The sequence below is a fragment of the Sphingopyxis sp. Root154 genome (assembly GCF_001427105.1).
Classification (GTDB): domain Bacteria; phylum Pseudomonadota; class Alphaproteobacteria; order Sphingomonadales; family Sphingomonadaceae; genus Sphingopyxis.
In genome coordinates this window covers 1,238,838-1,259,540 of the sequence record NZ_LMGI01000002.1, presented here as the reverse complement: position 1 = coordinate 1,259,540, position 20,703 = coordinate 1,238,838, and the positions used below count along the sequence as shown (strand labels likewise).

At 64.9% G+C, this 20,703-nt stretch carries 22 protein-coding genes and 1 tRNA gene; 11 read left to right on the top strand and 12 right to left on the bottom strand.

What is annotated here, in order from left to right:
* Positions 1–45: 45 nt before the first annotated feature.
* Positions 46–1,578 (bottom strand): class I adenylate-forming enzyme family protein, encoded by a 1,533-nt coding sequence (locus ASD73_RS11745; RefSeq protein WP_056372520.1) that lies wholly within the window; start codon positions 1,576–1,578, stop codon positions 46–48.
* Between the two features lie 78 nt (positions 1,579–1,656).
* Between ASD73_RS11745 and ASD73_RS23230 the strand changes: the two genes are divergently transcribed.
* The 4 genes from ASD73_RS23230 (at position 1,657) to ASD73_RS11725 (ending at position 5,469) form a co-directional block, all read left to right on the top strand.
* Complete coding sequence (locus ASD73_RS23230) at positions 1,657–2,370, top strand: response regulator transcription factor (RefSeq protein ID WP_056372519.1); 714 nt, start codon at positions 1,657–1,659, stop codon at positions 2,368–2,370.
* A 144-nt stretch (positions 2,371–2,514) separates the two neighbouring features.
* A complete protein-coding gene (locus ASD73_RS11735; RefSeq protein ID WP_056372517.1) occupies positions 2,515–4,047 on the top strand; it encodes an acyl-CoA synthetase in 1,533 nt (510 codons plus the stop codon).
* Between the two features lie 4 nt (positions 4,048–4,051).
* Complete coding sequence (locus ASD73_RS11730; protein WP_056372515.1) at positions 4,052–4,669, top strand: 2-hydroxychromene-2-carboxylate isomerase; 618 nt, start codon at positions 4,052–4,054, stop codon at positions 4,667–4,669.
* On the top strand, positions 4,666–5,469 hold the full coding sequence (locus ASD73_RS11725) for a crotonase/enoyl-CoA hydratase family protein (protein ID WP_056372513.1): 804 nt from the start codon (positions 4,666–4,668) through the stop codon (positions 5,467–5,469). Before ASD73_RS11730 ends, ASD73_RS11725 begins: the two co-directional genes overlap by 4 nt.
* Here the strand turns inward: ASD73_RS11725 and ASD73_RS11720 are convergent.
* From ASD73_RS11720 to ASD73_RS11695, 6 genes are read right to left on the bottom strand one after another with little or no spacing between them, the layout of a single operon-like run.
* Positions 5,466–6,155, bottom strand: coding sequence for an ATP12 family chaperone protein (locus ASD73_RS11720; RefSeq protein WP_056372511.1), 690 nt, complete (start codon positions 6,153–6,155; stop codon positions 5,466–5,468). The genes ASD73_RS11725 and ASD73_RS11720 overlap by 4 nt on opposite strands.
* The gene (locus tag ASD73_RS11715) at positions 6,152–6,388 is read right to left on the bottom strand and encodes a hypothetical protein (RefSeq protein WP_056372509.1); all 237 of its coding nucleotides are present in this window, start codon (positions 6,386–6,388) and stop codon (positions 6,152–6,154) included. The genes ASD73_RS11720 and ASD73_RS11715 overlap by 4 nt, the downstream gene beginning before the upstream one ends.
* A complete protein-coding gene (locus tag ASD73_RS11710; RefSeq protein ID WP_056372507.1) occupies positions 6,385–7,005 on the bottom strand; it encodes an FMN-binding negative transcriptional regulator in 621 nt (206 codons plus the stop codon). Before ASD73_RS11710 ends, ASD73_RS11715 begins: the two co-directional genes overlap by 4 nt.
* Entirely contained in the window at positions 7,005–8,237 is a 1,233-nt protein-coding gene (locus ASD73_RS11705; RefSeq protein ID WP_056372506.1) for an RluA family pseudouridine synthase, read from the bottom strand. Before ASD73_RS11705 ends, ASD73_RS11710 begins: the two co-directional genes overlap by 1 nt.
* Positions 8,234–8,611 (bottom strand): fluoride efflux transporter CrcB, encoded by a 378-nt coding sequence (gene crcB, locus ASD73_RS11700; RefSeq protein ID WP_056372504.1) that lies wholly within the window; start codon positions 8,609–8,611, stop codon positions 8,234–8,236. The genes ASD73_RS11705 and crcB overlap by 4 nt, the downstream gene beginning before the upstream one ends.
* Before the next feature lie 47 nt (positions 8,612–8,658).
* Positions 8,659–9,237 carry a thermonuclease family protein gene (locus ASD73_RS11695; protein ID WP_056372501.1) on the bottom strand — a complete coding sequence of 193 codons (579 nt, stop codon included), beginning with the start codon at positions 9,235–9,237 and terminating at the stop codon, positions 8,659–8,661.
* 434 nt (positions 9,238–9,671) lie between these two features.
* Here ASD73_RS11695 and ASD73_RS11690 point away from each other — a divergent pair, with 434 nt between their 5' ends.
* The 6 genes from ASD73_RS11690 (at position 9,672) to ASD73_RS11665 (ending at position 14,321) form a co-directional block, all read left to right on the top strand.
* Positions 9,672–10,508 (top strand): MarR family transcriptional regulator, encoded by an 837-nt coding sequence (locus ASD73_RS11690; RefSeq protein ID WP_200934936.1) that lies wholly within the window; start codon positions 9,672–9,674, stop codon positions 10,506–10,508.
* 49 nt (positions 10,509–10,557) lie between these two features.
* On the top strand, positions 10,558–11,070 hold the full coding sequence (locus ASD73_RS11685; RefSeq protein ID WP_056372500.1) for a hypothetical protein: 513 nt from the start codon (positions 10,558–10,560) through the stop codon (positions 11,068–11,070).
* A 75-nt stretch (positions 11,071–11,145) separates the two neighbouring features.
* Entirely contained in the window at positions 11,146–12,117 is a 972-nt protein-coding gene (locus ASD73_RS11680) for a magnesium and cobalt transport protein CorA (RefSeq protein ID WP_056372498.1), read from the top strand.
* Positions 12,118–12,175: 58 nt separating this feature from the next.
* A tRNA-Val gene (locus ASD73_RS11675) sits at positions 12,176–12,251 on the top strand.
* A gap of 63 nt (positions 12,252–12,314) precedes the next feature.
* The gene (locus ASD73_RS11670) at positions 12,315–12,812 is read left to right on the top strand and encodes a GFA family protein (RefSeq protein ID WP_056372495.1); all 498 of its coding nucleotides are present in this window, start codon (positions 12,315–12,317) and stop codon (positions 12,810–12,812) included.
* Positions 12,813–12,863: 51 nt separating this feature from the next.
* On the top strand, positions 12,864–14,321 hold the full coding sequence (locus ASD73_RS11665) for an amidohydrolase family protein (protein WP_056372493.1): 1,458 nt from the start codon (positions 12,864–12,866) through the stop codon (positions 14,319–14,321).
* Here ASD73_RS11665 and ASD73_RS11660 read toward each other — a convergent pair.
* The 4 genes from ASD73_RS11660 to ASD73_RS11645 form a co-directional block, all read right to left on the bottom strand.
* The gene (locus tag ASD73_RS11660) at positions 14,318–14,593 is read right to left on the bottom strand and encodes a CBU_0592 family membrane protein (RefSeq protein ID WP_056372491.1); all 276 of its coding nucleotides are present in this window, start codon (positions 14,591–14,593) and stop codon (positions 14,318–14,320) included. The two genes, ASD73_RS11665 and ASD73_RS11660, sit on opposite strands and share 4 nt — an antisense overlap.
* Before the next feature lie 73 nt (positions 14,594–14,666).
* Entirely contained in the window at positions 14,667–17,339 is a 2,673-nt protein-coding gene (gene acnA / locus ASD73_RS11655) for an aconitate hydratase AcnA (protein ID WP_056372490.1), read from the bottom strand.
* 147 nt (positions 17,340–17,486) lie between these two features.
* Positions 17,487–18,104: an OmpA family protein gene (locus ASD73_RS11650; protein WP_082521498.1), complete on the bottom strand. Its 618-nt coding sequence runs from the start codon at positions 18,102–18,104 to the stop codon at positions 17,487–17,489.
* Entirely contained in the window at positions 18,101–18,640 is a 540-nt protein-coding gene (locus ASD73_RS11645; RefSeq protein ID WP_156377364.1) for a hypothetical protein, read from the bottom strand. Before ASD73_RS11645 ends, ASD73_RS11650 begins: the two co-directional genes overlap by 4 nt.
* Before the next feature lie 336 nt (positions 18,641–18,976).
* On the opposite strand from ASD73_RS11645, the gene ASD73_RS11640 reads away from it, so the two are divergent.
* Positions 18,977–19,435, top strand: coding sequence for a RidA family protein (locus tag ASD73_RS11640; RefSeq protein ID WP_200934935.1), 459 nt, complete (start codon positions 18,977–18,979; stop codon positions 19,433–19,435).
* A gap of 9 nt (positions 19,436–19,444) precedes the next feature.
* Here the strand turns inward: ASD73_RS11640 and ASD73_RS11635 are convergent, their stop codons facing one another.
* The gene (locus ASD73_RS11635) at positions 19,445–20,626 is read right to left on the bottom strand and encodes a GGDEF domain-containing protein (protein ID WP_056372482.1); all 1,182 of its coding nucleotides are present in this window, start codon (positions 20,624–20,626) and stop codon (positions 19,445–19,447) included.
* Positions 20,627–20,703 lie beyond the last annotated feature (77 nt).

Genomic DNA, 20,703 nt, shown 5'->3' with positions numbered 1-20,703 from the left:
GCGAGACGCGGTCTCCGCAACCGGCAGAAAGTCGACGCTCCCAGGCTACCGGGCGTAGGCATCCCGAAGTTCGCGTTTCAACACCTTGCCGATCGGACTGCGTGGCAGTTCGTCCACCACCGTAATTGCGCTCAGCCGCTGCGTCTTGCCGACCTTGGCGTTGCAGTCAGCGCGCACCGCTTCGGCATCAGCGCCGGGCTTTAGCACGACGAACGCGACCGGCGTCTCGCCCCATTCCTCGCTCGGCATGCCGACCACCGCCGCTTCGACGACGCGGTCGTCGACGATCAATATCGCCTCCAGATCGCTCGGGAAGATATTGAAGCCGCCCGAGATGATCATGTCCTTGGCGCGGTCCATCAGCGTCAGGAAACCATCCTCGTCGATGCGGCCGATGTCGCCGTGGCGATAGAAGAGATTTCCCTCGGCATCGTACCAGTGCATCGCCTTGGTCGCGTCGGGGCGGTTGTTGTATCCCGTCATCATCGCGGGGCTGCGGCCGACGACTTCGCCGACCGATCCTTGCGGCAGCTCGTTGCCCTCCTCGTCGATCACCTTCGCGATATGCCCGGGTGCGGGCTTGCCAACGGTGTGGAGCTTGTCGGGGAATTGATGCGCCTCCAGGATGAACGCCGCGCCGCCCTCGGTCATGCCGTAGATTTCGACGAGCCCGCCCGGCCAGCGCTGCAGCACATCGGCCTTGAGCGCGGCGGGGAAGGGCGCCGAGGTGCAATATTTGACGACAAAGCTGGAGAGGTCGAAGCTGCCGAAATCCTCGAGCGCCATGATCCGGCGATATTGCACCGGAACCAGCATCGTGTTCGTCGCCCGCTCGCGCGCCGCGAGCTCGAGGAAACCGCGCGCGTCGAATTTCTTCATCAACACGACCTGTCCGCCCGACCCGACGGTGGGCATGAAGCTCGCCATCGTCGTGTTCGAATAGAGCGGGGTCGACAGGATTGTCACCGCATTGGGGCCGTAAGCGGGCGCACCGCGGATGATATGCTGCCAGCGCATCGCGTGGCTGTGGATAATGCCCTTGGGCGTGCCCGTGGTGCCCGACGAATAGATGATGTTGAACCCGTCTTCGGGCAGAATCTCGACCGGGGCGGGCTTGGCGCCCGCCAGCGACAGCCAGGCGTCGAGCGGCGTTCCCGCGTCGCCGCCGTCCATCGCGATCAGGTCGCTCGCGGCGATGACATGGCCTTCGAGGCTCGCCTTTGCGGCATTGTCGAGGAACAGGTGGCGCGCGCCGGTGTCGGCGATCATCGCCGCCATCTGCTCGCCGGTGGCGCTGTTGGTCACGAGCCCCGCGACCCCGCCGGCGCGCAGCGTGCCGAGGATCACCGCCATCTGCTCGACGCTGTTGAGCCCGGCGATCGCGGTACGCTCTCCTTTTGTAAATCCGTCCTGCTGCAACCGCGCGGCGATTCGGTCGGTCAATTGATCCAGTTCGGACCAGCTCAGCCGCCGGAGCGCGTCGGCAGCCGCTACGGCATCGGGACGCTCCGCAGCATGGGCACGGACAAGGTCGGGCAGGGTGGCGAAGTCGCCGTCAAGCATTTCGATACTGGTCATGGCTTAGGGTTAGCACAGCCGAAAGGCGGTGCAATGCCGGTGGGCGACAAGATGTTACGTCGACGACGGGGGATGCGGATGGCGTCATCGGATAAGGCCGGGGCATGCGACAGGAAGTTGCTCGTCGCCATCTATCATCCGTTGGCGCCGCGTGCCGACACGCTCGGCGATGCGATCGAGGCCGCGGGATTGGCGGTGCAATTCCTGCCGCCGCATGTGAACGGGCTTCGCCCTTGGGTCGACAGCTGTTTCGACCTGCTGATCGTCAACCCGTTCCTCGATTGGCAGGAGCCTTTCGAGTTCGTCCGGCTGGCGCGATCGATCGCCGGGCGGCGGCCGCTGATCGCCCTATCGGACCGCGACTCGCTCGATGACCGGATGGCGGGGCTTGGTGCGGGCGCCGACGATGCGATGGGCTGGACCGGCAACCTCCCCGAAGTACTCGCGCGGATCGCCAGCCTGCTGCGCCGCAGCCGCATCGCCGCCGGGCAACTGGGCGAGGGTGAACTTCGCATCGACCTGATCGACCGGCGCGTCGAACGCGCGGGCCGGCTCATCCGCCTGCCGCTTCGCGAATTCGACCTGCTCGCGAACCTTGCGCGCGTCCCCGACCGGCCGCTGTCGCGCGGCGCGCTGCTCCGCGCGGTGTGGCGGCTCGATTTCGATCCCGGCACCAACCGGGTCGAGGTGCATATGTCGCGACTGCGCGCCAAGGTCGATCGGGGGTTCGACTGGCCGATGCTCCGCACCGTGAAGGGCATGGGCTACGCGCTGCGGTCGCGTCCGGATTAGGTCCGGCATTTCCCAATCTTGCGTCGCAATTTGCCGCTTCTTGATCGGGATCCTGTCACTGGTCCCAGCTTGCTTGACCGAAAGTTTCAGGTTGCTACTGATCTTCGACATAAAGAAAGCAACGATTCCCGGAGATGATGCCCGATGCACCCCTCAGTCCACGCCCGCGCCAATCCTGATAAGGCCGCGATCATCGTCGCCGAAACGGGCGAGGCGATCAGCTATGGCGAACTCGACGCGGCCTCGAACCGCGCCGCGCAGCTCTTTCGCTCGCATGGATTGGGGCATGAGGATGTCGTTGCCTTCATGCTCGACAACACGCCGCATTATTATGGGCTGACCTGGGGCGCGCAGCGCGCGGGGCTGCGCTATGTCTGCATTTCGTCAAGGCTGACGCAGGACGAGACCGACTATATCCTCGAAAATTCGGGCGCGCAGATTCTGATCGTGTCGGCGAGCCTCGCCGACGCGGCGCAGCAGTTGACCACGGGGATCAAGCGCTTCGCGATGGGCGGCACAATTCCCGGCTATGAAAGCTGGGAGGACGCGGTCGGCGCGATGCCCGCTACGCCCGTCGCCGACGAGCGCGCCGGGGTCGACATGCTCTATTCGTCGGGCACCACCGGCCGGCCCAAAGGCGTGCGTGTGCCGCTTCCCGAGGACCCGGCGATCGACGCGACGAACAGCCTCGTCATGCTCGCCTCGGCGATATTCCAGATCAACGCCGACAGCGTCTATCTGTCGCCCGCGCCGCTCTATCACGCCGCACCGCTACGCTGGTCGATGACCGTCCACCGCCTCGGCGGCACCGTCGTCTTGATGAAGAAATTCGATCCCGAGGCGGCGCTCGCGTTTATCGAGAAATATCGCGTGAACGCCAGCCAGTGGGTGCCGACGCATTTCGTGCGCATGCTCAAGCTGCCGGGCGACGTTCGCACGCGCTACGATACCTCGTCGCTGAAGGTCGCGATCCACGCCGCGGCGCCGTGCCCGGTGCCGGTGAAACAGGCGATGATCGACTGGTGGGGTCCGGTGCTCTTCGAATATTATGCGGGGTCCGAAGGCAATGGCATGACCTTCATCTCCAGCGCCGACTGGCTGACGCACAGGGGCAGCGTCGGCCGCCCGATTCTCGGCGCGATCCACATCATGGGCGAGGACAATGAAACCGAGCTTGGTGCGAACGAAGAGGGCGCGGTTTTCTTCGAAAGCGAAAATGTCTTCGAATATCATGGGGATAATGAGAAAACGGCGTCGAGTCGCAATTCAAAGGGCTGGTCGACCCTCGGCGATGTGGGCAAAGTTGATGAAGATGGCTTCCTCTATTTGACCGACCGCAAGAGCTTCATGATCATCTCGGGCGGGGTGAACATCTATCCGCAGGAAATCGAGAACCATCTCGTCACCCACCCAAAGGTCGCCGACGTCGCGGTCGTGGGCGGCCCGCACGACGAAATGGGCGAGGAAGTGATCGCGGTCATCCAGCCCGCCGATATGGTCGATGCGACCGACGCCTTCCGCGACGAATTGCTGACCTATGCACGCGAGAAATTGTCGGGGGTGAAGATCCCGCGCCGTATCGATTTCATGGAAGCGCTGCCGCGTCACGATACGGGCAAGCTCTACAAGCGTCTGCTCCGCGACCAATATTGGGAGAAGGCGAAGGCGGAGGCCTGATCCGATGACCGCGCGCGTCGAATTCTTCTTCGACCTCTCCTCGCCCTGGACCTGTCTTGCGTTCCACAACCTTCCGGGCGTGCTCGAAAGCGCGGGGGCGACGGCGATGTATCGGCCGATCCTCGTCGGCGGCGTGTTCAATGCAGTGAACCCCGCTGTTTATGCGGCGCGCGAGCAGGCCGACAACCGGCGGCTACAGCACAGCTGGAAGGTGCTGAAGGACTGGGCGCGGCTCGCGGGCGTCCCGATGAATTTCCCTTCGGAGTGGCACCCCGCCAAAAGCATCGCCGCGATGCGTTTCTGCTGTGCGCTGGAGGACGATCAGGAAGCGCTTGTCCGCTTCGCGCGCGGCGCCTTCGCGAGCTATTTCGACCGGCAGGAGAATCTCGACGATCCCGCCGTGCTCGCAGCGGTCGCCGATGCCGAGGGGCTCGACGGCGCCGCGCTCGCCGCCGCGGCCGGCAGTGATCCGGTGAAGGCCCGGTTGCGCACGAATACCGATGAAGTCATCGCGCGCGGCGGCTATGGTTCGCCGACGATGTTCGTCGACGGCGACGACATGTATTTTGGAAACGACCAGCTCCCGCTCGTCGAGGCAGCGCTTGCAAGGACTCTCCCATGAAGGACCGTATTTCGATCACCATGCTCGAAGGCGGCATCGCCGACGTCCGGCTGATCCGCGCTGACAAGATGAACGCGCTCGATCCGGCGATGTGGGAAGCGCTCGCCGAAGCGATCGACCTGCTCAAGGCGACCGCGAGCCTCCGTGTCGTGGTGCTTTCGGGCGAAGGGCGCGCCTTCTGTGCCGGGCTTGACCTGTCGAGCCTCAGCAACGACCGCGATCCGGGCGCGAGCAGCGCGGGCGGCACGCTGTCCGATCGCACGCGCGGGATCGCGAACAATGCGCAATATGCCGCGTGGGGCTGGCGCGAGATTCCGGTGCCGGTGATTGCGGCCGTTCACGGCGTCGCCTTTGGTGCAGGCAGCCAGATTATGGCGGCAGCCGACATCCGCATAATCCACCCGGACACGCGCATTGCGATCATGGAAATGCGCTGGGGCCTCGTTCCCGACGTCGCGGGCATGGCGCTATGGCGCACGCAGGTTGCCGACGATGTGCTGCGCGAGATGATCTACACCAACCGCGAATTCAACGGATCGGAAGCGAAGCTGCTCGGCTTTGCCACGCATGTGTCCGACGATCCGCTCGCCAAGGCGATGGAACTCGCCGAAGTGATCGCCGACAAGAATCCGCACGCGATCCGCGGCGCCAAGCGATTGTGCAACATGCTCGCCGATGCGAGCGACGCCGAAATTCTGCAGGCCGAAAGCGATGAGCAGGTGAAGGTGATCCGCACGCCGAACCAGATGGAAGCGGTGATGGCGGGAATGCAGAAGCGGAAGCCGAATTTCGCCGACTAAAGCAGCGTTAAAAACCGCGCCGCATTGTCCCAGTCGCGCTTGTGCGCCGCGCGCGCCTTTTGCGCTTGGTTGTCGGCGCCCCAGCGGCGTTCCTGATAGAGATCGTCGAGGCTGACGGCCTCCCACAAGGCGTCGGCTTCGAACGCATCTTCGAGCAAGGCGAGGCCCGCGACGAGCGATCCGCCGATCGTGACCAGCGGGGTCAGCGCGGTAATCCGCCATGCGTCCTGCGCCAGAACGGCGCCCTGCAACGCCGCAACCGCCGCCTCGGGCTGATCGACCGGCAGCACGCCCTGCGTCAGGATAAATTCGATCCCGTACCGCGCCTCGGCCCAGGCGAGCAGCGGGTTCCATACGGCCGCCTGTTCGGCCTGCAGCGCGGCGTCGCGCGTATCGCGATAGCAGAAGAGGTCGCTCTGCGCATAAGCGGCGACCGGCGCGGCGAAGGCGGCGAGGTCAGGTGTCGCCAGATCGATCGCGGCGTTGGTCAGGCCCGTCATCGGCATGGCGGCCGGATCGATCGCCTCGCTTACATCGCGCCATTCGGCGGCGATGGCTTCGGCGAGGCCGGCGCTTGCGACGGCGAGCGGCGCGCGCTGCGGCGTGCGCACCGGCCGGCCATCGAGCGCGATACCCCAGCCGCCGTCCTCTGCGACGACGGCGACCTCTTTCCAGAAGCGCTTCACGGGTTTTTGGGCGACCGCCAGCGGCGCGCGAGAAGCAGCGGCATCACCGCGAAATCGAACGCGCCGACCAGCACGATCGCGGCGCCGATCCAGCGGTCGGTCGGCTGTCCCGCCAGCGTGAAACCGCCGCTGATCAGGATGAAACCGATCATCGCAAAGGCGACGCCCATCAGGCGCATGATCGAGAGGGCAAAGAAACGTTTCTTGGCGAGAGCGTCATCGGGCTGGGTCATGCACCCTCCCTATCGCCGCCAAGGTGACGCATCAACTGCGCGAGCGCGCCATGACCGGCCGCCTCGACGCCTTCGATCACGCGCCCGCGCTCCTCGGCGGACTTGTTCTGCGACAGTTTGATCGTCGGGCGCCACGCGGCGATCCGCATTTCGAAACCGACGATGGCGCCGGTCATCTTGCTGAACAGCGCGGGGTTCATCTTGTCGCGCGTCCAGGGCGGGTTCGTACCGGCGCGTGCTTCGTGCTGGGCGGACAATGTGTCGAGCTGCGCGATCAGTTCGGCGTCGTCGAGCTTCTGCGCCACTCCCTCCATCTCGATCGCGACATAATTCCATGTCGGCACCTGATCGGCGTCGGCGTACCAGCTCGCGCTGACATAGGCATCGGGGCCCTGCACGACGGCGAGGGCGTTCGCGCCGTCCAAATGGCGGGTGAGGGCATTGCCGCGCGCAAGGTGGAATTGCAGCGTCGTCCGGTCGTCGCTCAGCACGACCGGGGCGTGCGCGACGCGCGGGCCGTCGGGGGTGCTCGCAAAGACCGCGGCAAAGCCGATCTCGCGCACGAGCAATTCGGCGAGATCGTCCTGCCGCGGGCGGAATGCGGAGTTCGGATGCATCAGCTCGCTTTGGGCGGGCGCGCCGGATGTTTCTTCGCGCTCGGTTTCTTGCCTGCGGGTTTGCCGGGCGCCGGCTTGCCGGGTTTGCCCGGTTTCGCTTTCGCCTTCGGCTTCGGTTTGCCGACAAAGTCGGTCGGCTTGCCCTCGGCGGTGCGGCCACGCCGCTCGCCGCGCCGCGCCTTGCGGATCTGTTTGCTGTGCGCCTTGGCCTGCGCCTTCAGCGCTGCTTTGGGCGGCGGGCCTTTCTCGGACGGGTCGATCCCGACTTCGCCGAGCAGCAGGTCGAAGCCGAGCGCGTCGAGGCTCGCGGCGAAATGCTCGGGCACCTCGGCGCTGATGTCGATCGCGCCGCCGTCGGGATGGTCGATGCGCAGGCGGCGGCTGTGAAGGTGCATCTTGCGGCTGATCGTTCCGGTCAGGAACGCGCCCTTGCCGCCATATTTGCCGTCGCCGACGATCGGATGACCGATCGCCGCCATATGGACGCGGAGCTGGTGGGTGCGGCCGGTGAGCGGCTGCAATTCGACCCACGCCGCGCTGTTGCCCGCGCGCTCGATCACGCGGTAGCGCGTCTTCGAGGCGAGGCCGCTGCCATGCACGTGCATTTTTTCGCCGCCCGATCCCGGCTGCTTGGCGAGCGGCAGGTCGATCTCGCCCTGCTGGATGTCGGGGACGCCGACGATCAGCGCCCAATAGGTCTTCTTCGCGCTGCGGTTCGAAAAGCTCTTCGCGAAATAGGCCGCGGCCTTCGGCGTCCGCGCGATGAGCAGCGCGCCCGACGTGTCCTTGTCGAGCCGGTGGACGAGCTTGGGGCGCGTCGGGCCATCGAATTTCAGCGCGTCGAGCAGGCCGTCGACATGCTGTTCGGTCTTGGTGCCGCCCTGCGTTGCGAGCCCGGGAAGCTTGTTGAGCACGATCGCACTGGCATCGCGGTGGATGAGCATTCCCGTCGCCAGCTCGACATCGGCGTCGGTCAGCGGACGGCCCTTGCGTGCCGGGCGCGCGGCGGTCTCGACCGGCGGGGTCGGCATGACGAGTTTCTGTCCGGTCGCGATACGGTCCGATACATCGGCCTTTTTGCCGTCGAGCGTCAGCTGTCCCGATCGCGCCCAGCGCGCGAGCAGCGCGTGCGGCGTGCCTTCGCGGTGGCGCTTGAACCAGCGGTCGAGGCGGATGCCGTCGTCTTCCTCGGCAATGGTGGCGCCGTCGAGATTTGCCTTGGGTTCGCTCATGCCGGCACCTGCCGCACGATGAAGAGGCCGAGCCCGCAGGCGGCAATCGCGCCGATGACCGACGCGAGGACATAGGCGGCCGCCTGAGCGTTTTGACCGCGTTCGAAAAGCATCCAATATTCCATGCTGAAAGAGGAGAAGGTGGTAAAGCCGCCGAGAATCCCGACGCCGACGAACAGCCGCGCCGTGTCGCCGCCACCGCTTCGCACGAGCCACCCGACGAGCAGGCCCATCAACAGGCTGCCGACGATATTGATCGACAATGTGCCCCACGGAAAGGCCGGGCCGAACCGCGCGAGCACCGCCTGCCCGACCAGATGGCGGGCGCCGGCGCCGATTGCGCCGCCGATCATGACGGGAAACAGGCTGTTCATGACGCTCGCCCTAGCCCGAAACGGGCGCGAGGCATAGCGGGCCATTTCTAAGCGTCGGGCGGGGTCATCGCTGTGGCGGAGCGTTCGTGCGTCGCGCGCCAGCTTTCGGGGAGGATGAAGTCGCCCTGCCAGATGCCGCGCCGTTCCGCCTGTGCCTCGGCTTCTTCGACCATATAGGCGTCGCTGGTCGCCACCGCCCAGCCCTGCCGCGCCATTTCGGCCCCGAGATCGATGCCGTCGGGGAAGGCGGCAGTGCGGCACGCGGCGAGCGTACGGTCGTAACGATCCTTTGCCGCGACTTCGCAATGGAGCGGCCCGCGGCCAGCCAGTTTTTCGAGCGCGGCGCGCGCGTCGCGCCCGCAGGGCCAGCGAGTAACACCGCGCTCGCAATCCTGCCGATATTCGACCGCGTCGATTCCGGTCAGGCGGATCGTCAGCGGCGCATCATCCTGCTGCACCGTCAGGCTGTCGCCGTCGATCACATGGACGAGCGGCACGGTCAGCGCGGGCGCCGGCAACCACAACCATGCGACAAAGGCGAGCCCGGCGAGCAGCAGCAGCGCGAGCAGCGACCGGAAGCGCCGCCGCCAGCGCAGCCGCGCGAGCGAGGAGGAGCCTGAAACCATTGGATCCCGCCTGACTCGATGGCGGCGGCTTGGCAAGAGTGAATTAAGGATTGACGATGAGAACAAATCATGTCCAAAATGGACCCATTCCTCAACGGCCGACGCGCGCCGACTCATGTAGATATCAAGCTTGGGTCCGGATTGGCGGCAAACGGGAGCGAACAAAAGGCGAATGCCGCCGAAATGACGGCATGCTTACGCCAAGGTGGAGCGATGGAAATGGGGACGGCAGCATGATGGACCTACAGTCATTGGAAACATCGGCATTTCTACTGAACGGCTTCGCCGCTGAGCATGATGAGCCTCCTGAAGCGCTCCGCGGGCCGTTTCCTGAAGCTGTTGCGTCGCCGCTTTTGTTCGTGGGGTTGTCGGGCGATTGTCCCAACCTGGCTTCGTTTGCGGATGTGCGTTTGGCCAAAACAATATCGGCTCCTTTGGCGGCAAATTATATCCGGAAAACCGCCACGCTCGACATTGTCTGGTTGGCCGCGGCGGACGCGGTCGAAAGCGAAACGCTGGCCGACATATGCGCCGCGGTGGAAGTGCAGGGTTGTAACCTCGTTTTCGAAACCCGGCTATCAGCCCTCGACCAGATCGTGGCAGTTATTCCCGCGTCGCTTAACGCGCAGTTTCTGGTCGACGCCGATGCGACCGACCGGCTCGTCGCCCTCGCGGCGGCACGCCGTGCGCGGCACGGCGTACTCCACGACATCGCACGCGACGATGCGATGGAGCGGATCGACCGGCTGCAGGAAGAAGTCGCGCGCATTTCGCGTCTGCTCGGCGAGCTCGCCGGTCAGAGGGGCGGTCTTCCCGGCACACCCATGGGCTTTGTATCGCGGGCTGAGGATCTGGCCGACCATGCGGGACAGGTACGCGCACCGACGCGAGACTTTGCCGCGATGCCGCGCAGCTTCGTTCCCGAAGATCGCACGCTAGACCGGCAGCGCGCCAAGGCGGTGCGGCGGATGCTGCGTCAGCGGCGGATGCGCGAGCAATATTTCCCCGCCGACCTGTTCGCGGATCCGGCATGGGACATGCTTCTCGACCTCTATGCCGCGCGGCTCGAACGCCAGCCGGTGTCGGTGTCGAGCCTGTGCATCGCCGCCGCGGTTCCTGCAACGACGGCACTGCGCTGGATCAAGACGATGACCGACGCGGGCCTGTTCCTGCGCGAAGACGATCCGCAAGATGGTCGCCGCATCTTCATAGCGCTTGCCGAAGGCGCCTGCGACGCGCTCGCCCGTTATTTCGAGGCGCTCGAGGAATAGGCGAAGAATAGGCATGGCCGGCGCCGACCGGCCCGGCTAGATTTCGGGCATGAAGGATGCCGTCGAAGTGGTCGTGAACGACCGGATGCAGCAGGGGTATCGCTATTTGCGTACCGCCCCGATGGGGAGGGCGTTCGACCCCGATTTCGAACCCGAACTCACGCCAGCCGAGATGCTGGAGCTTGGGGTATTCTGCGGCAAATATATGACCGACTGCATCGCTGAATTCCCGGCGAGCTGGTTCAGGAAGGCGAAGCTTTCACCCGAAAAAGCCGACTGCTCGCTCAACTATTTCGGCATCCGCGCGAGTGTTTCCTTGCGTGTCTGGGTCCAGAAAGGGTGGATCCATCCCGACGATCCGCGCGGCTGGTTTCAATGGTATTGCCGCTATTATTCGGGGCGGCGGATGCCGGGTGAGGATCGTCGCCAGATTTCGCGGTGGCGGGCGTTTCGGCGCCACGCCTCGCAAGTACGCAAGCATTGCGAACCGGGTGATCCCTTTTGCCGGCCGAAACAGCGGCAGGCGCTGCTGCAATGGGCATACGACAGCCGGGATATCTAGCCCCGAAACCGCGGCCATTTCCCTTCGTCGCGGGGCGCACTATGTAAGCGCCCACTTCAACGGAGTTTTCTGCCGATGCCGATTATGGCCGCCCGCGTTTATCATGACGGCAAACTCATCCGCGACATCGGTCCGGACGAAGCGATTCCCGAAGATTGCGACGATGGCGATTTCTTTTGGCTTGGCCTTTACGAGCCGACGCCGGGCGAGCTCGAAGGCATCGCCAAACGCTTTGGCCTTCACCCGCTGGCGGTCGAGGATGCGCTGAAGGCGAACCAGTTGCCGAAGGTCGAGGCTTATGGCGATCAGCTGTTCGTCATCACCCGCACGGCCAACCTCGACGCCGACATCATTCAGCCCGGCGAAACCGCCTTTTTCATCGGTCCGCATTTTTTCGTCAGCGTCCGTCACGGGTCGGCGCGAACGCACACCGACATCAGGGCGCGGCTTGAGACGCTGCCCGCCAAGCTCGCGCACGGGCCTGACTATGTCCTTTATGCGGTGCTCGATTTCATCGTCGACGGCTATTTTCCGGTTGTCGACGCGATCGAGGACCGGATGCTTGCGGTCGAGGACAGCGTGATGGACACGCCGCTCGACGCCGCCGATATCCGCCATCTCTATACCCAGCGGCACGAGATCATCCGATTCCAGCGCCTGGTGGGCATGATGAAGGAGGTTGCCGGACGCCTCGCGACCGAGGACGATCTGCCCAATATCGACCCTGCGGTGCGCCCCTTCTTCCGCGACATCTGGGATCATGTGCAGCGCGCCGAATTCCGGCTCTCCGGCCTTCGCGATGTCGCTGCGTCGGTGATCGAGACCAATGGCATGCTCGAACAGCAACGCCAGGGCGTGATCACGCGCCAGCTCGCCGCCTGGGCGGCGATCCTTGCCGTGCCGACCGCGATTGCCGGCATCTATGGTATGAATTTCGAGTTCATGCCCGAACTCGACTGGGCCTTTGGCTATCCGTTCGCGCTGGCGCTGATCTTTGGCGGGTCGGGGCTTGTCTTCTGGCGCTTCAAACATATCGGCTGGCTCTGACCCTCGCGACGCGCTTGCCAGCGACGGCGGCTTATGGCAGGGGCGCACCTCCCTTCGGGGGCGCTTAGCTCAGTTGGTAGAGCATCTCGTTTACACCGAGAGGGTCGGCGGTTCGAGCCCGTCAGCGCCCACCACGAACCTTCCTTGTCATCGTGCGTTGCGCCTTTGCAACCGATGATGGTGTGAAAGGAAGTCCGATGCCGTGCGAACTCAAAGGCTCGTGCCGGTGCGGCGCGATACGCTTTTCCATGCAGAGCCACACGCCGGTGCCATACCAGCTTTGCTATTGTTCGATTTGCCGGAAACAGCAGGGTGGCGGGGGTTATGCGATCAACCTCGGCGCTGACGCGAAGTCGCTGAACGTGGAGGGAGAGGAGAATCTCGGCCTCTATCGCGCGCAGATCGAGGACGAAGAGCATAGCCGTTGCGAACTCTCGAGCGGCGAACGACGCTTCTGCCGCTTATGCGGGTCGGCGCTGTGGCTCTATGATCCGACTTGGCCCGAACTCATCCATCCTTTTGCGAGCGCAATCGATTCGCCGCTGCCGGTGCCGCCGTCGCGCGTCCACCTGATGCTGAAATATAAGGCGGATTGGGTCGAACCCGGCATCGGGCCGGATGATGCGGCGTTCGATCTCTATCCCGAGAAATCGATCGAGGAATGGCACAGGGACGAGGGCGTCTGGGTCGCTTGATCTCGTCGCCGATGGGGTTAAGGGACGGCTATCCGAAAAAAGGTCGCTTCCATGAAATATCTGCTTGCCGCTCTTGCTCCCGCTTTGCTTGCCTTTTCTCCGCCGGCGCTGGCCGCGCCGAAACAGGGCGATGTCGTCATCCGCCATGTGACGATCGTCGATGTCGAGGCGGCGAAAACGGTCGCGGGGCAGGCGGTGGTGCTGAAGGGCGGCGATATCGTCGCGGTCGGCGCCGATGCGGTCATCGCGAAGGATTGGCACGCGGCGCGGACGATCGAGGGGAAGGGGCGCTATCTGATCCCCGGGCTGTGGGACATGCATGTCCATTTCGGCGGCGGCCCCGAACTGATCGAGGAGAATAAGGCGCTGTTGCCGCTCTATGTTGCGAACGGCATCACGACGATCCGCGACTGTTCGGGGGATTTGCCCGAACAGGTGCTCGCCTGGCGCGGCGAAATTGCGGCGGGTAGCCTGTTCGGCCCGCGCCTGCTGACATCGGGCGCAAAGATCGAGGGTATCGCACCGGTCTGGAAAGGGACGATCGAGGTCGGCAGCGAGGCCGATGTCGACGCCGCGCTCGATCGCCTCAAAACACGCGACAAGGTCGATTTCGTCAAGATCACCGACAGCACGCTGAAACCCGAACTGTTCCTCTATGCGCTCACCAAGGCCAAGGCGCTTGGGCTGCGCACGTCGGGGCATATCCCGATGGCGCTGACGGTCGATCAGGCGGTCGACGCCGGGATCAGCTCGATCGAGCATCTCGACTATGCCTATAACGCCGGGGCGAAGGACGAGGCCGCGATCGCCGCCGATTTCGCCGCCAAGCGCATCGACCGCGCCGAAGCAAACCGCCGGCTCGATGCGGGGTTCGACCGCGCCACCGCGATGGCCGCCTATCGTCGCTTTGCCGCGAAGGGGGTGTTCGTCACGCCGACGCTGAACGGCAGCCGCATCATCGCCTATCTCGACCGCGACGATCATTCGAAGGATGCGGGGCTCGCCTATATCGGGCCCAAGCTGCGCAAGACCTATGACTGGCGCATCGAGCGCGCGGCGAAGGCCGACGCTGCGGCTATCGCGACCCGGCACAAGCAGATCGAGGATGTCGCGACGATCCTGCCGATGCTCGCCGAAGCGGGCGTGCCGATCATCGCAGGGACCGACGCGGGTTTCCTCAATAGCTATAATTATCCGGGCTTCGGGCTGCACGACGAGATTGAACTCTTTACGCAAAAGGGGCTGACCCCGGCGCAGGCGCTCGCGTCGGCGACGCGCGCGGGCCCGGCGTGGTTCGGGCAGCTCGATCGCTATGGCGCGATCAAGCCGGGCATGGCGGCCGATCTGGTGTTGCTGACGAAGAATCCGCTCGAGGATGTCGCCGCGACGCGTGCCATTGATACGGTGGTGATGCGCGGGACGGTTCAGGATCGCGCGGCGCTCGACAAGATGCTCGGCGATACGCGCGCGAAGGTCGCGGCCTGGAATGCCGGAGCGGCCAAGCCTTAAGGGGCGATGGCGCGCGCAGCTTGCCGGGCGCGCCATACGCTCCAAAGAGTGAACAGCCCCATCGCGGCCCAGATGACGTTGAGCACCGCCGAGGGTAGCGCGCCATTATAGCCCGAATTGACGATGAACCCGCCGGCCCCGATCACGTTCATCCACTGATAGAGATAGCTGCGTCCGTCGAGTCTGCCGAGCGACAGCAGGACATAGGCGGCGAGGATGACGATCGCGGCAGCCCAGCCGATGATCTCGATGACGATGATTTCCGCGCTCATGCGCTTCCTCTCCAAATGAAAACGCCCGCCCCGGTCAGGGGGCGGGCGCTCATAGCATCAGCTGGCTGCCGCGTCAGGCAGCAAGCTTGCGCAGCACATAGTGCAGGATGCCGCCGTTCATATAATATTCGACCTCGTTCGCCGTATCGATGCGGCAGAGCGTGTCGAAGCTGAAGGTCGAACCGTCGGAGCGCGTGACGTTCACGGTGACCGTCTGGCGCGGTTTCAGATCCGCGACGCCGGTGATCGTGAACTGGTCGTCGCCGGTCAGGCCGAGCGTCTCGCGCGTGTCGCCGTCCTGGAACTGCAGCGGCAGTACGCCCATGCCGACAAGGTTCGAACGGTGGATGCGCTCGAAGCTTTCGACGATCACGGCGCGGACGCCGAGCAGATTGGTGCCCTTCGCCGCCCAGTCGCGCGACGAGCCGGTGCCATATTCCTTGCCCGCGATCACGACCAGCGGTGTGCCGTCGGCCTTGTGGCGCATCGCGGCGTCGTAGATCGGCATGACTTCGGCGCCGTAGCGCGACATGCCGCCTTCGATGCCGGGGACCATTTCGTTCTTGATGCGGATGTTGGCGAAAGTACCGCGCATCATGACGTCGTGGTGGCCGCGGCGGGCGCCGTAGCTGTTGAAGTCGGCCTTGCTAACCTGATGTTCCATCAGCCATTTTCCGGCCGGCGAGTCCGCCTTGATCGAACCCGCGGGGCTGATGTGGTCGGTCGTGATGCTGTCGCCGAGGATCGCGAGCGGCTTCGCGTCGATGATGTCCTTCACCGGCGCCGGGGTCATCGTCATGCCCTCGAAGTAGGGAGGGTTGGCGACATAGGTCGAGCCGGCGCGCCACTGGTACGTATCCGAACCTTCGACCTCGATCTTCTGCCAATGCTCGTCGCCCTTGTAGACATGCGCGTAGCGCGCGACGAACATGTCGCGGTCGACCGCGCCCGCCACCGCATCGGCAACTTCGAGATTGGTCGGCCAGATGTCGGCGAGGAAGACGTCGTTACCCTGCTGGTCCTGCCCGATCGGGGTGGTGGTGAAATCCTCGATCACCGTGCCCTTCAGCGCATAAGCGACGACGAGCGGCGGGGAAGCCAAGAAGTTCGCGCGCACGTCGGGCGATACGCGGCCTTCGAAGTTGCGGTTGCCCGAGATCACCGCCGCGGCGACGAGGCCATTTTCGTTGATCGCCTTCGAAATCGGCTCGGCGAGCGGGCCCGAGTTGCCGATGCACGTCGTGCAGCCATAGCCGACGAGGTTGAAGCCGATATTGTCGAGATGCTTCTGCAAGCCCGCCTTGACCAGATAGTCGGTCACGACCTGCGACCCCGGTGCGAGCGAGGTCTTGACCCACGGCTTGGGCTTCAGCCCGAACGCGTCGGCCTTCTTCGCGACGAGGCCTGCGGCGACGAGCACCCCGGGGTTCGAGGTGTTGGTGCAGCTGGTGATCGCGGCGATGGTGACATCGCCGTCGCCGATGTCGAAATCCTCGCCCTCGACCGGAACGCGCGTCTGCGCCTTCTTATAGGTGTTGACCATGTCGGCGTTGAACACATCGTCGACGTCGGGGAGCGAGACGCGGTCCTGCGGACGCTTCGGCCCCGCGAGCGACGGCACGACGGTGCCGAGGTCGAGTTCGAGCGTGTCGGTGAAGATCGGGTCCGCGGCACCCTCGACGATCCACAGCCCCTGCGCCTTGGCATAGGCTTCGACCAGCGCGATATTCTCGTCGCTGCGCCCGGTCAGGCGCATATAATCGAGCGTCTTGTCGTCGACGCCGAAGAAGCCGCAGGTCGCGCCATATTCGGGCGCCATATTCGCGAGCGTCGCACGATCCGCGAGCGACAGCGAGGCGAGGCCGGGGCCGAAATATTCGACGAAGCGGCCGACGACGCCCTTGGCGCGCAGCATCTGCGTCGCGGTGAGCACGAGGTCGGTCGCGGTGACGCCTTCCTTCAGCTTGCCGGTGAATTTGAACCCGACGACTTCGGGGATCAGCATCGACACGGGCTGGCCGAGCATCGCGGCCTCGGCCTCGATCCCGCCGACGCCCCAGCCGAGCACGCCGAGCCCGTTGATCATCGTCGTGTGGCTGTCGGTGCCGACGCAGGTGTCGGGATAGGCGACGGTTTCACCCGACGCGTCGTCGCTCGACCACACCGCCTGCGCGATATGCTCGAGATTGACCTGGTGGCAGATGCCGGTGCCCGGGGGCACCGCCTTGAAGTTCGACAAGCTCTTCGACCCCCATTTCAGGAAGTCGTAGCGTTCGCCGTTGCGATAATATTCGATTTCGACATTCTGCTCGAACGCCTTGGGGTGGCCGAATTCGTCGACCATGACACTGTGGTCGATGACGAGATGGACGGGGACGAGCGGGTTGATCTTGGTCGTGTCGCCGCCGAGCTTCGCGATCGCATCGCGCATCGCGGCGAGGTCGACGACGCACGGCACGCCGGTGAAATCCTGGAGCAGCACGCGCGCCGGGCGATACTGGATTTCCTGGTTCGAATGCGGGTCCTTCTGCCAGTCGACGATCGCCTTCACGTCATCGGTCGACACGGTGAAGCCGCCATCTTCGAAACGCAGCAGGTTTTCGAGCAGCACCTTCATGCTGAACGGCAGGCGCGAGACGTCGCCCAGCTTGGCCGCGGCCTTGTCGAGCGAATAATAGGCGTAATTCTTGCCGCCGACGCTCAGCGTCGAGCGGGTTCCAAGCGTGTCGTTGCCCGTGGTCGTCATAGGATTGCAGTCCCCATGTTGGCGCGGCGGGGAATGACTGTCCGATGGCAAAGCGGGAGAGCGGGGCCAACGGGAGTCGCACGCGCGGGTTTATGTTGGCGCCGCCTTACGCCGGGGGCCGGGAAATGCAAGGGGGCGGAGGGACGGCTATCGCGGCAGGACGACCTCGACGCGGCGATTTCGGGCGCGTCCCGCGGCGTCATCCTTCCCGTCGGCGGTTTGATTTGGCGCGATCGGGTCGGCTTCGCCCTTGCCCGACACGCGGAACGCACGCTGGCGCACCCCGACCTGGCCCGCGAACCAGTCGGCAACGATCCGCGCCCGCTTTTCGGACAGGCGCAGGTTATAGGCGTCGTCGCCCCTGGCATCGCTATGGCCGATCACTTCGATAGCGCCCGGCGGCGCCTTGCGGATCAGTTCGGCCGCCTTGCGCAACTCGGTCTCCGCACCGGGCGTCAGATCGGCCTTGTCGAATTCGAACAGCGCATCCGCGGGCAGGTCGACGATCGTCGCGGTGTCGGTGACGCGAATGTTGAGCCCGCTGACGTCGCCCTTCAGGTCGCTGACCGTTCCCGTCATCGCGCTTCCCGGCCCCCTTCCGGTGGCTGGCGGCGCGTCGGTGGCGGCTGCGCCGGAGTCGGAGGCCGCCCCGGCGCCCGTGGTCGCATCCGTGGCCGCGTCGCCGGCAGGAGCATCGTCGCGCCCGCCCGGTGAACAGGCGGCGAGTAGCGCGGCACCGATCGACAGCGATGCAAGCCGCATCATCGCGTGACCGGTATCCCGTCGAACGGGCCGACTTCGGGCAGGTTGATCGACACGGTCTTGCTGGTCGCGGGCGGCGCGGGGAATTTGGCCCAGATCACGCCGGGCTTGATTTCGCAGGACGTGTTCAGGCGGGTTCCGCCGACGTTCGACGCCATCCACTCGCCGGCATTGTCCTTGAGCACCCCCAGTCGCTGCGACGTGGCATCGTCGATCACGCTGATCTTTTGCACATCGAACGATTCGCTGTTGATCTTCTCGTCGCTTGAGCAGCGCAGCGTTACGGTCAATATGTCGCCGGTGACCGCAACTTTCATCAGGTCGACCTGCGATCCGTCGGGCCCCGGCTGGCTCTGAATCGCGACCTGCGCGGGCATGCGCGCGACGGGGGCTTCGTCCTGCGGTGCAGTCACTGTTTCACGTGTGACGCCCGATTCCGGCGCGGTCGCCGTGTCCGGGGTCGACGGCGTTTCGCTGACGTCGCAGCCCGCGAGCGCGATTCCGGTCACCGCGAGGAAAGTAACATGCCGAATATTCACCGATAAACCTCCGTCCCTATCTGGATACGGGACCTACGTTTTACCGAGGCGAGGGTTCCCCCGCCCGCGCCGGATCAATTGAGCGCGTTGTTAATCGTGTTGAAGATCGTCTCGAGATTTAGCCCGAGCGTCTGGAATGCGATGATGCACGCGAGCGCGATCAGCGCGGCGGGGGCTGGGCTTTTCCTGCAGAAGAGAATTAATATGCTGATAAGCTAAGATAAATTATGTCGGTCCGGCGGGGTTCGACCCGTGACGGGCGTTGAGGGGCTAGCCATCACGCCGGCCCGATGTCAGGCTCGCGGTGTCACGGGCTGGAAATGGGGGATGCGGATCATGCGAAGGACGATGATAACGGCAATGGCGGCGGGACTGGTCGCCGCGCCCGCGGCGGCGCGCGAGGCGGATAAGGTGTTGATGTCCGAGCACCCCCAGGGACGCGCGTTTCAGGAGGCGGTGGGTTATGCCAATGCGGTGATCGCGGGCGACACCATTTACCTGTCGGGCGTGGTTGCGGGAATGGCAAAGGGCGAGAGCGACCTCGCCCCCGGATATGATCGCGCGTTCAAGGCGATCGCCGCGACGCTGGCGCGCGCGGGGGCGAGCTGGGACGATGTCGTCGATATCACGACCTTTCACACCGACCTCGCCGCGCATATCGACGGCTTTGCGGCGGTGAAAAACCGCTATGTAAAGGCACCCTTTCCGGCATGGACCGCAATCGGCGTGTCGCGGCTGTACGAGCCGAGCGCGGTGGTCGAGATCAAGGTGGTGGCGACGAGGCCCCGGAAATAGCGCGGCGGCTCAGCTGCCGCCCGCGGCGAGACGCACCGGCTTGGGGGTGAAGGTACGGACGCGGTTGCGGCCCGTGCGCTTCGCTTCGTAGAGCGCCTGGTCGGCCTCCTGCATCAGCGCCGAGAGCGTCGTGCCGGGGGCGCCGATCGCGACGCCAATGCTGGTCGTCGGGCAGAGTTTGGCCGGGATGCGGTCGGCGCAAGCGGCCTGCAGCCCGGTGCGGACCGCCTCGGCGAGCTGGCGCGCCGCCTCGATGCTCGCGCCGCGGACGAGCAGCGCGAACTCCTCGCCGCCGATGCGCCCCGCGACCATCTCGGCGGGGCCGATGCGGCGGACATGCGCGCCGAACGCGGCGATGATCGCATCGCCGACCGCGTGGCCGTGATTGTCATTGACCCGTTTGAAATGGTCGAGGTCGGCGATCATCAGCGCGACGGGGGTGTGCTCGTCGACGCAGCGGCGCAGCGCGGCGCCCGCCTTGGCCTCGAACCCGCGGCGGTTGAGCAGTCCCGAGAGGTCGTCGTTGCCAACTTGGAGGCGCAGTTCGGCGATCTGGTCGATCGCGACCGCGACCATTAGGCTGATCGCCGCGATGATCGACACCATCGCCTGACTGAACTGGACGGTGGTCCAGTATACCGACTGCTGAAACCCGATATAATTGTCGAAGCCGCCGACGAGCGAGAGCAGCACGATCGGGCGGATGATGAGGTTGAGCGCCGAGATCGCGGCGACCCAGAACAATACGCGGTCGATGAGATAAGGCTTTTCGATCGGCCAGAGCGACTTGACGACCATCGCGGCGATGAGGCCCGCGCCGATGCTGATCGACAGGATGCGCGCGGCGATGTTCGGCTGGACGAGCAGGAACCAGATGAAGACGGTAATCGAGAGCGCAGTCGTCACTGCCATCGCGCGCCAGGGGATCGGCAGGTCGTACCGCTTGATGATCGCCGCGGCGAACAGCACGCCGGTGGCGAGGAAACCGAGATTGGCGGGCAGGCGCTGCAATTCCATTGGCAGCACCGGGCCGACGTCCTGGATCAGGAAGGCGATGGCGGAGGCGGTATAGGCGCCCGCCGCATAGGCGACATAGCGTTCGCGGCGGTTCAGCCAGAGCAGGAAAAAGGCAGTGGCGAACAGGAGGCCGATGCCCGGATTGAGCAGCGAGATGAAAAATTGTCCGTTCACACTACCGCTTTCTGCCCCCGCCCCCTTGGGTAGCAGTCGATAGATAACGAGTTGTTACTTTTCGGGGAGTTAAGTCA

Excerpts from the sequence above, each read along its gene's own strand:
- ASD73_RS11745 (WP_056372520.1), bottom strand. The coding sequence starts at position 1,578 with ATGACCAGTATCGAAATGCTTGACGGCGACTTCGCCACCCTGCCCGAC.
- ASD73_RS23230 (WP_056372519.1), top strand. The coding sequence starts at position 1,657 with ATGGCGTCATCGGATAAGGCCGGGGCATGCGACAGGAAGTTGCTCGTC.
- ASD73_RS11735 (WP_056372517.1), top strand. The coding sequence starts at position 2,515 with ATGCACCCCTCAGTCCACGCCCGCGCCAATCCTGATAAGGCCGCGATC.
- ASD73_RS11730 (WP_056372515.1), top strand. The coding sequence starts at position 4,052 with ATGACCGCGCGCGTCGAATTCTTCTTCGACCTCTCCTCGCCCTGGACC.
- ASD73_RS11725 (WP_056372513.1), top strand. The coding sequence starts at position 4,666 with ATGAAGGACCGTATTTCGATCACCATGCTCGAAGGCGGCATCGCCGAC.
- ASD73_RS11715 (WP_056372509.1), bottom strand. The coding sequence starts at position 6,388 with ATGACCCAGCCCGATGACGCTCTCGCCAAGAAACGTTTCTTTGCCCTC.
- ASD73_RS11710 (WP_056372507.1), bottom strand. The coding sequence starts at position 7,005 with ATGCATCCGAACTCCGCATTCCGCCCGCGGCAGGACGATCTCGCCGAA.
- ASD73_RS11705 (WP_056372506.1), bottom strand. The coding sequence starts at position 8,237 with ATGAGCGAACCCAAGGCAAATCTCGACGGCGCCACCATTGCCGAGGAA.
- crcB (WP_056372504.1), bottom strand. The coding sequence starts at position 8,611 with ATGAACAGCCTGTTTCCCGTCATGATCGGCGGCGCAATCGGCGCCGGC.
- ASD73_RS11695 (WP_056372501.1), bottom strand. The coding sequence starts at position 9,237 with ATGGTTTCAGGCTCCTCCTCGCTCGCGCGGCTGCGCTGGCGGCGGCGC.
- ASD73_RS11685 (WP_056372500.1), top strand. The coding sequence starts at position 10,558 with ATGAAGGATGCCGTCGAAGTGGTCGTGAACGACCGGATGCAGCAGGGG.
- ASD73_RS11680 (WP_056372498.1), top strand. The coding sequence starts at position 11,146 with ATGCCGATTATGGCCGCCCGCGTTTATCATGACGGCAAACTCATCCGC.
- ASD73_RS11670 (WP_056372495.1), top strand. The coding sequence starts at position 12,315 with ATGCCGTGCGAACTCAAAGGCTCGTGCCGGTGCGGCGCGATACGCTTT.
- ASD73_RS11665 (WP_056372493.1), top strand. The coding sequence starts at position 12,864 with ATGAAATATCTGCTTGCCGCTCTTGCTCCCGCTTTGCTTGCCTTTTCT.
- ASD73_RS11660 (WP_056372491.1), bottom strand. The coding sequence starts at position 14,593 with ATGAGCGCGGAAATCATCGTCATCGAGATCATCGGCTGGGCTGCCGCG.
- acnA (WP_056372490.1), bottom strand. The coding sequence starts at position 17,339 with ATGACGACCACGGGCAACGACACGCTTGGAACCCGCTCGACGCTGAGC.
- ASD73_RS11650 (WP_082521498.1), bottom strand. The coding sequence starts at position 18,104 with ATGATGCGGCTTGCATCGCTGTCGATCGGTGCCGCGCTACTCGCCGCC.
- ASD73_RS11640 (WP_200934935.1), top strand. The coding sequence starts at position 18,977 with ATGCGAAGGACGATGATAACGGCAATGGCGGCGGGACTGGTCGCCGCG.